Genomic DNA, 9,080 nt, shown 5'->3' with positions numbered 1-9,080 from the left:
CTCTTGGTAGAGCATGATCCCATAAGTGGGCCTTAAGATTTCTTCAATAGCTGGATCTAAAATCTCAACTTTTTCTTGGCCGTGCTTTCTTTTGACGAAATTATCAATGTAATCACTAGCTCCTGGACGATTGAGAGAGGTGGTCGCTACCACTTCTTCGAAATGATTGGGTCTCACTCGTCTCAAGAGGCGAATGGCTCCAGCCTGTTCAAATTGGAAAATCCCCTTGGTATCCCCAGCAGCAAACAAGGCCAAGGTTTCTGGATCTTCTAAATCAATGGCTTCAATCACGATCTCTTCTTGGTACTTTTCATAGACGGCTTCCTTCATTTTTTGAACAAAGGTTAAGTTTCGCAGACCCAAAAAGTCCATCTTCAATAGACCATTGGCTTCAACCGCATGAGCATCGTACTGGGTGACAAACATGTCTTCTCCATACTTGAGAGGAATGTGATCCGTCAAATCCTGGTCACTCATCACAACACCCGCCGCATGGATCGAGGTCTGTCTAGGTTGGCCCTCAATTCTTTTGGCAATTTCAAAGCCACGTTCAAATTCTGCTCGACTATGAATCACTTGTCGAAAAGCTAGATTCTGTTCATACGCTGTCGTCAGTGTATCCCTAAAGCCAATCCGCTTGGTAATGGAGGTTAATTCGTACTCTGGTACCCCAAAACGTTTAAAGACATCTCGAATGGCTTGTTTGGCCCCAAAGGTTGAAAAGGTCACGATCTGAGCTGCATGGTAACTCCCATAACGGTCTCTCACATAACGGATAAATTCTGGACGATAGATATCAGGAATATCAATATCAATATCCGGCATGGTATAGCGCTCCACATTTAAAAAGCGCTCAAACAGGAGGTTCTTCTCCACTGGATCAATCCCTGTAATCTCCAGGGCATAAGCTACCAGTGAGCCTACAGCAGACCCACGCCCCATTCCCATATAATATCCTTGACTTCGTCCGAAACGAAGAAGATCCCAGACAATCAAGAAATAATCATCAAAGCCCATTTGGTGAATAATGTCTAATTCATGATCCAAACGTTCTTGATAGACCGGACTGGTCAAGTTCTTTCGAAGAAGACCCACTTGAGCTAATTCTCTCAATTCCTCAACAGCTGGTTTCTGAGGATTAAAGCGAGGCAATTTCAACTGGGTATCAATGTCGTATTGAATTCCATGTACAAGGTTTTCCAGATTTGTGATGGCTTGAGGAAATCGCTCTGCAAAATCATTCTTTAAATCCTGAGGGGCTTTTAGGACTGTTGTCGGATCAATTGGTCCTGTTTCCGTTAAGCTTTGATTGTCCTTAATGGCTGCTAGCATCTGCATGGCTTCCATATCTCCCGCCTCAAAAAAACGCACAGTATGAAGAGGGAGCACAGGGTGGCTAAACTCTTGGACCGGCGTATCCGCAAAAACTCCGATGAAGTAATCTAGACTAAGCGGCAAGTCTCCACTAGCAAAAGGTGCAGGGACAATGACTGCTACTCCTTCTGTAAGGTGCTTCGCATCCTCCCAATTGCTCTTCCCCATCATTTTGACGGTCGACATCTTCATCAGATTCTGGTAGCCCTTCGTTGACAGAGCGATCATCCGAAACGGAATTGTTTCATTGTCTACCTCTAGTCCAATTTCTAAACCGACCAAGGGGCTGAGCTTGTGGGCCTGACAGGCTTCGATAAATTCATAAGCTCCATACAAATTATCTACATCCATGATTCCCAATGCGTCATACCCCATGCTTTTAGCCACTTGGACATAGTCTTTTATGCTCACAAGGCTTTCCATAAAAGTATAGACTGATTTGGTATCTAGCTGTGCAATCACTGTTTTCTCCTCCCTCACTTGTCTATTTTTGGGACTCTTTTTTGTACAAAAAAACACCACTGCTACACAATGATGTCTCAACAACGGAAGACATGGGATTCGAACCCACGCACGCTTTTACACGCCTACCGCGTTTCCAACACGGCCTCTTAAGCCTCTTGAGTAATCTTCCATGAATAAAAATATGGAGCCGGTGGGAGTCGAACCCACGTCCAAACACCTGCCAGCATATTTGTCTACAACCATAGGTTATGTCTTATTTTAACAGCTACATGACACATAACTCAAGCCCTGTACCTGCGAGTCTATCAATCTCTTATCTAACTCCTAGACAAAGCTAGATCGTATCTCGCTAAAATAAAGACCTGTCATCAAACACGAGCGATTCGAATCGGGTCACGCCTGCTGGTGTTTAGGCAGCTAAAGCGTAAGAATTATTATTTTTTGCAGTTATATTTAACTGGCGTTTTACATCCGCTAGATGAGTTGCAAAATATACCTCATAATGCCTGTCGAATCCGTAACGACCCCAAAACGAGTACAATTAGTATATCAAAATGTAGCTAAAAATGCAAAAGAAAAAAATTGAACAAGAAGGCTTCCACTGGGGAGCTCCTTGCTCAATTTGCTGTTATTATTGAAGATTCAACTTGTACTTGCTGATGTAGTGAATGGTGAAGTACATAGAAACAATCTTAATAACTTCATAAATGAGACCTGGGATGAAGTTTGGTCCAAATTCATCAATATTTCCATAAACCAATGCATATCCGACAGCATATGAATCTTTTAATGGATTGACTGCTGTACCGATGATACTTAACACAATACACAAGAGAAAGAAAAACAGAATAGCCTTCAATCCACGACGATTTTGGAACAGTTGGCCAAGTGCGATTGATACATAAAATAGTAAGATTCCTGAAGCTGTGGTAAAAATCCACCAGATGATAATCCAATAAGCAATAGAATGACTAAAAGCCTCAGCGATAATACTAAATACAGGAGAGAGGTCTTGTCCAATGACAGCGCCCATCACAAGCATTGTGATAAAACCACTAAAAAATAGAAGGAATAGGCAGTAAAGACTCGCTACTAAAGCTCCCACAAATTTAGACAAAATGATCGCATGAGGGCTAGCTGGAAGGGTCCAGGTCAAGTAACCTTCACGTCCGTATAAGTTGGAATAGAAACGACGAATAATAATATAGTAGTTACTAAGATAAAGACCAATGACTCCTCCAAAAATGAGAATCCCAAGAGTCCCCGTTATGATTTGCATACTATCGGTTTCCATATTCACAAAACCGTTTGTAGCACTTCCACCAATAACACCTGTAATCACTGACAAACCAAGTGCGATCAAAGTAATCAACAGATACCATTTACTTGTTGTCTTAAATTCGTATTTTAATAATTTACCTAACATGGAGTCCTCCTAATAAACACGGAATTGATCACGGAAGATCTCATCGATAGATTTTCCGTGTTGATTGCGCAAAACAGTCGTATTTTCATGCAAGAGGATTCTTCCTTGGTTGATGAAAATCGCTTCATCCAAAACTTGCTCAATATCCGCAATCAAGTGAGTAGAAATCAAGACAGAAGAGTTTGGACGTCTGTTTTGAATAATGGTCCGCAAAATATAATCACGCGCTGCTGGGTCGACCCCACCGATTGGTTCATCAAGGACATACAAGTCAGCTTCACGACTCATCACCAAAATCAATTGTACTTTTTCCTTGTTCCCTTTTGAAAGGCTGTTCAATTTTTGATTTGGATGCAAATGCAAATCGTTGAGCAATTGGTAAGCTCGTTGGACATTAAAATCTGAATAAAAATCTTGGAAATAGCTAATAGCATCACTAATTTTTATATTTTCATTCAGATAAGTCGTATCCGGCAAATAGGAAACAACTTTTTTAGAAGCTGGGGATGGTAATTGCCCATGAATATAGATATTTCCAAGGCTTGGTTGCAACAAACCATTAATCAATTTAATGATGGTTGTTTTCCCGCTACCATTAGGCCCCAAAAGGCCAATAATACGGCCAGGTTGGATGTTCAAACTAACATCCATGAGAGCAACTTCATGCCCATAATTCTTTGTCACATGGTCCAAGTAGACCAAAGGATACTGATTCATGTAAATCTCCTTTATTTTCTATTTATGCTATTATACCTTGTCCTCTTGATGATTGCAACTTTATCTGAAAATTTGCTAAGAATTTGAAAATGGTTGTTCAAAAATACAGGTGTAAACAAATCAGAGGTTAGGGAAGCCCCAACCTCTGATTTGTTTTGATGAATAGAATTTTTAACTAATTCCAAGTGCAATCCGTGCATAGCGGCTCATTTTTTCTACCGTCCAAGCAGGATACCAGACCAACTTCACATCCACAGATGTCACTTCTTCTACTTCTGCTAAAACATCATGAATCTGATCTGTCAGAAGATCCGCTAATGGACATCCCATGGTCGTTAGCGTCATATCAATAATGGTCGCTCCAGTTTCACCATCAAAATGGATCTCGTAAACAAGACCTAAATTAACAATGTCAATCCCAAGCTCAGGATCGATTACCTCTTCCAAAGCATTTAAGATTTTATTTTTAATTTCTTCAATTTGCTCAGTTGTATATGCCATATGACACTTCCTTTTTTTGTTATGTTACTCTCGATAGAATTGCTTAGCTCGGGTTAAAAAGATCCACAGGATCTTTTTAATCCTCAATAAAATCACGCAATGGTTTGCTTCTGCTTGGGTGGCGGAGTTTGCGGAGGGCTTTGGCTTCGATCTGACGGATCCGTTCACGGGTCACGTTGAAGACTTTACCCACATCTTCCAAGGTCCGCATTTTTCCATCATCCAAACCGAAACGTAAACGAAGGACGTTTTCTTCACGGTCTGTCAGGGTATCGAGGACTTCATCTAATTGTTCACGTAGAACAACACGAGTGGTGTAGTCTACTGGATTTTCAATCACTTCATCTTCGATGAAATCTCCCAAATGGCTATCGTCTTCTTCCCCGATTGGCGTTTCCAAAGAAACAGGCTCTTGGGCAATCTTCAAGATTTCACGCACCTTATCAGGCGTCATATCCATGCGTTCAGCGATTTGTTCAGGGGTTGGGTCTTGTCCCAATTCTTGCAAGAGATTGCGTTGTTCACGAACCAACTTGTTAATGGTTTCCACCATGTGAACAGGGATCCGAATGGTCCGTGCTTGGTCTGCAATGGCACGAGTGATAGCCTGACGAATCCACCAAGTAGCATAGGTAGAGAACTTGAACCCTTTGGTATAGTCAAACTTATCAACGGCCTTCATCAAGCCCATATTTCCTTCTTGGATCAAATCCAAAAATTGCATTCCACGACCAACGTAACGTTTCGCAATGGATACAACCAAACGAAGGTTGGCTTCTGCAAGACGTTGCTTAGCTTCCAAATCACCTTGTTCCACTAGTATAGCCAATTCTTGTTCTTCTTCATTGGTCAAAAGAGGAACAACCCCAATTTCTTTCAAGTACATCCGTACTGGGTCGTTGACCTTGGCAGAGTTGCTTCCAAGCAATTCCTCATCTGACAATTCTGGCTCTTCTTCATTGTTCAACACACGCGCACTTGGGTTACCATCTTTATCCGTGATCGAAATTCCTGCATCTTGAATGCGTTGCAAAAGATCTTCAATCCCATCTGCATCTAGTGTGAATGGAATAACCAACTTGTCATTAATTTCATCATCTGTTGCAGTTCCACTTTTCTTGTGGCTGCGAATAAACTCTGCAATTTGAACGTCCAATGTTGTAATATCTTTTTGTTCTTTAGCCATTCCTACTCCATTCTTCTTTTTTGAGCGATCAAACGCTCGAGTTCCAATAAAGCTTTTTCCGCATCCCCTGTCGAGGAAGCTTCCTTCACTTTATTTCCAATTTGTTGACTTTCTTTGCGAAGAAGCTCACGATTTCGCGTTTCTTCCACTTCTTCTAATTCACCATCCGCTATCTCTTCTGGCAAATCTTCTTCTAACATCCGGTACCAGGCGTGCTGGACCCCTTCAGGTTGCTCGGACAAATCCTGAGATGTGACTTCTCCATTTTGACAGAGTAATTGGTACAAGATCTGTAACTCCGGTGTGTCAAAGACAAAATCAGGTCGCAAACGGTAATCATTGAGCACCATTGGAAAATCTTTCATCCTACTTAATAAATGATTTTCCGCCTTGATCAAGCGCGTCATCCCACGGTTAGGTAGGAGATCGACTGAAAAATTCGACGTTCTTGATCGTCCACCACTTTGATCCTCCTGCCGTTGATGCAAGCGACTATTATTGACAATCTGCTCAATCTGCAAATAATCAAAGTCTGGCAATAAATCTGCCAACTTATAAATATAGGTGTTTTGCGCTGTGATGGAGCGCGTCTGGGCGATCATCGGTGCCAGCTTCTCGACAAACTCAATCTGTGCCTGCAAGTTCTCAATATACTGGGGTTTCCAGTAGTGCATCAAGAATTCAACCTTACTGATCCGCGAATTCTTCAAGAGGGAAGCTAGATCTTCTGGGGAGGTCTTTTTGAGGTACTCATCGGGATCCATCTGATCAGGGATACGGACGATCTCCAACTCCAGATCCTGCAAGACATCCAAGGCCTTAGCGGTTGCTTCAAGTCCCGCCTTATCCCCATCATAGGTCAGAATGACCTTTTTGGTAAAATGAGACAGGTGCTGGACGTGCTCTGGTGTCAAGGCTGTCCCCATAGAGGCGACTGCATTTTCAACCCCAGCTCGATAAGCCGCAATGACATCCATAAAGCCTTCCATGATATACATTTCATGTTGCTTTTTGGCGCTCGTCTTAGCTTGGTCTAAATGGTAGAGCTCATAACTTTTGTTAAAGAGACGGGTGCTACGACTATTCTTGTACTTGGCTTGATGACTCCCATCGTCCATCTTTTTCCATAACCTACCAGAAAAAGCAATGACACGTCCACTATCATCCGTCAAAGGAAACATAATCCGATCCTGAAAGGCATCAAAAACTGTTCCAGCATCTGAGATTGTGAATAATCCCGAATCGGTAATCACTTTCTCAGAGAACTTCTCAGAGAGATTTCGATAGAGATAATTCCCTTCTGCTGGGGCTAAGCCCAATTGAAAATGTCGGATGACCTCATCCGTCAATCCACGTTCATGCAGATAATTTCGCGCTTCTTCTCCCATCTTTGTCGTCATCAGAATCGCCTGGTAGAACTTACTGGCTTCCTGATGAATCTCATAAAGTTCTTGGTTGGGATTGATAGACGTTGGTTGAGCCGGCCTTGCTTGGTACTGAAGCGCAATACCCGCTTTTTCTGCTACGATCTGGACCGCATCCATAAAAGCCACTCCACGGTATTCCTCAATAAACTTAAAGACATCTCCCGAGCGACCACATCCGAAACAATGGTAAAACTGCTTGTCTTCAACGACATTAAAAGAAGGAGTCTTTTCACCATGAAAAGGACAGAGCCCTAAAAAATTACGGCCAGCCTTGGTCAAAGAAACAACTTCTCCAATAACTTCAACAATGTTTACACTGTTTTTAATTTCTGCAATTAGCTCTTTATCAACCATAAACAGTGCCTCCATTTTACCATAGATTATCACTTTATATTTTATACTAAAAGTTAGTAAAAGTAAATTTTTTCCTACCGATTTCACACATAAAAGAAAAGATTTTCAACCTTTATCACTAATTTTAAAAAATGAGGCATATTCCTTGTCAGTCGAATATTTTTCCGTTATACTATCATAGTAAAAAATTATTATGAAAGGACATATTTAGGATATGTTAAAAGATTTGAAAGCTTTTCTCCTTCGTGGGAATATTGTTGACCTTGCTGTAGCAGTCGTTATCGGAGCTGCATTTGGAGCTATCGTAACATCACTTGTTAACGATATCATCACTCCACTTATTTTGAAACCAGCTATGAAAGCTGCTGGTGTTGATAAGATTGCTAATTTGTCATGGAACGGTGTTGCATACGGTAGCTTCTTGAGCGCTGTGATCAACTTCCTTGTTGTTGGTACTGTTCTTTTCTTCGTAGTGAAAGCTGCTGAAAAAGCTCAAAACCTTGGTAAAAAAGAAGAAGCTGTCGAAGAAGAAGCTCCTGCTCCTACTCAAGAAGAGTTGCTTACTGAAATCCGCGACTTGCTTGCAAACAAATAATCAGATAAAAAGATCCGATCTTCTAGCTAGAAGATCGGTTTTTTTGTCTTTAACGGATGAAAAAAACAAAAAACAGACCGAGGTCTGTTCTTGTATTCAATTAGAATTTTTTACGTTTACGAGCTGCTTCTGATTTACGTTTACGTTTTACAGAAGGTTTTTCATAGAATTCACGTTTGCGTGTTTCTTGAAGAGTACCAGCTTTAGTAACCGCACGTTTGAAACGACGAAGAGCATCGTCAAGAGATTCATTCTTACGTACTACTGTTTTTGACATATTTTTCACTCCCTTCAAGCCTAAAATCTTAATAATTTTATCACACTTTAAGGACGCTGTCAAGATCTTTTGAAACTTTTCTAGCCCTCCTAGCCTTCATGTCATTTCTTTTTCCAACTTTTTCATTCTTCCCATTTTATGATACAATGGAAACAAAGAAAACCCTGAAGGAGATACTATGTCAGAAATTTATGATATTACAATTGTTGGGGGCGGACCAGTTGGTCTGTTTGCTGCTTTTTATGGCAATATGCGCCAAGTAAAAGTCAAACTGATTGATTCCTTACCTCAACTGGGAGGGCAACCAGCTATTCTCTATCCAGAAAAGAGTATCCTCGATGTACCTGGCTTTACCAATTTGACTGGTGAAGAATTGAGCAACCGCTTGATCGAGCAAGTCAAACGGTTTGATACACCGATCTTTCTCAATGAAACTGTAGAGGATATTCGAAAAGAAGGCGACCTCTTCACCATCACTACTTCTCGCCAAGTGCATCAGTCTAAAGCAGTCATTATAGCCATAGGCGGTGGTGCCTTTAAGCCACGCGCCCTTGACATTGAGGGAGCTGAAGACTTTGATAACGTCCACTATCATGTTTCGAACATCCAACAATATGAAGGACAGCAGGTGACCGTCCTTGGTGGTGGAGACTCTGCTGTAGACTGGGCTCTTGCTTTTGACAAGATTGCTCCAACTACGATCATTCATCGTCGGGATAACTTCCGTGCTTTAGAACATAGTGTAGAAGAACTCAAAC

9 protein-coding genes, 1 tRNA gene and 1 other RNA gene are annotated in these 9,080 nt (G+C 41.4%); 2 read left to right on the top strand and 9 right to left on the bottom strand.

Annotated elements, in window-relative coordinates:
• The 8 genes from dnaE to dnaG all read right to left on the bottom strand — a co-directional run.
• A partial coding sequence (gene dnaE, locus SPADD19_RS12605) for a DNA polymerase III subunit alpha (RefSeq protein WP_241496478.1) occupies positions 1-1,836 on the bottom strand: 1,836 nt, incomplete at its 3' end.
• Positions 1,837-1,920: 84 nt separating this feature from the next.
• Positions 1,921-2,008: transfer RNA gene (locus SPADD19_RS05250), tRNA-Ser, on the bottom strand.
• Between the two features lie 10 nt (positions 2,009-2,018).
• Positions 2,019-2,367, bottom strand: a transfer-messenger RNA (tmRNA) gene (gene ssrA / locus SPADD19_RS05245).
• Positions 2,368-2,470: 103 nt separating this feature from the next.
• Positions 2,471-3,265: a hypothetical protein gene (locus SPADD19_RS05240; protein ID WP_061455442.1), complete on the bottom strand. Its 795-nt coding sequence runs from the start codon at positions 3,263-3,265 to the stop codon at positions 2,471-2,473.
• Positions 3,266-3,274: 9 nt separating this feature from the next.
• Positions 3,275-3,982: an ABC transporter ATP-binding protein gene (locus SPADD19_RS05235; protein WP_061455441.1), complete on the bottom strand. Its 708-nt coding sequence runs from the start codon at positions 3,980-3,982 to the stop codon at positions 3,275-3,277.
• Between the two features lie 171 nt (positions 3,983-4,153).
• Complete coding sequence (locus SPADD19_RS05230; protein WP_004220168.1) at positions 4,154-4,483, bottom strand: metal-sulfur cluster assembly factor; 330 nt, start codon at positions 4,481-4,483, stop codon at positions 4,154-4,156.
• A gap of 76 nt (positions 4,484-4,559) precedes the next feature.
• Complete coding sequence (gene rpoD, locus SPADD19_RS05225) at positions 4,560-5,669, bottom strand: RNA polymerase sigma factor RpoD (protein WP_021152924.1); 1,110 nt, start codon at positions 5,667-5,669, stop codon at positions 4,560-4,562.
• A 2-nt stretch (positions 5,670-5,671) separates the two neighbouring features.
• Positions 5,672-7,450, bottom strand: a complete 1,779-nt coding sequence (gene dnaG, locus SPADD19_RS05220) for a DNA primase (protein WP_061455440.1) — start codon at positions 7,448-7,450, stop codon at positions 5,672-5,674.
• Positions 7,451-7,664: 214 nt separating this feature from the next.
• Between dnaG and mscL the strand changes: the two genes are divergently transcribed.
• On the top strand, positions 7,665-8,045 hold the full coding sequence (gene mscL / locus SPADD19_RS05215; RefSeq protein WP_021152922.1) for a large conductance mechanosensitive channel protein MscL: 381 nt from the start codon (positions 7,665-7,667) through the stop codon (positions 8,043-8,045).
• A 100-nt stretch (positions 8,046-8,145) separates the two neighbouring features.
• Here the strand turns inward: mscL and rpsU are convergent, their stop codons facing one another.
• Entirely contained in the window at positions 8,146-8,322 is a 177-nt protein-coding gene (gene rpsU, locus SPADD19_RS05210) for a 30S ribosomal protein S21 (protein WP_000048054.1), read from the bottom strand.
• 178 nt (positions 8,323-8,500) lie between these two features.
• Here rpsU and SPADD19_RS11545 point away from each other — a divergent pair.
• On the top strand, positions 8,501-9,080 hold a 580-nt coding region (locus SPADD19_RS11545), incomplete at its 3' end, for an NAD(P)/FAD-dependent oxidoreductase (RefSeq protein WP_164905848.1).

It is taken from the genome of Streptococcus parasanguinis (assembly GCF_001578955.1).
GTDB lineage: Bacteria > Bacillota > Bacilli > Lactobacillales > Streptococcaceae > Streptococcus > Streptococcus parasanguinis_U.
The sequence above is the reverse complement of the archived record's forward strand: the minus strand, read 5'-3'. Positions and strand labels throughout refer to the sequence as shown.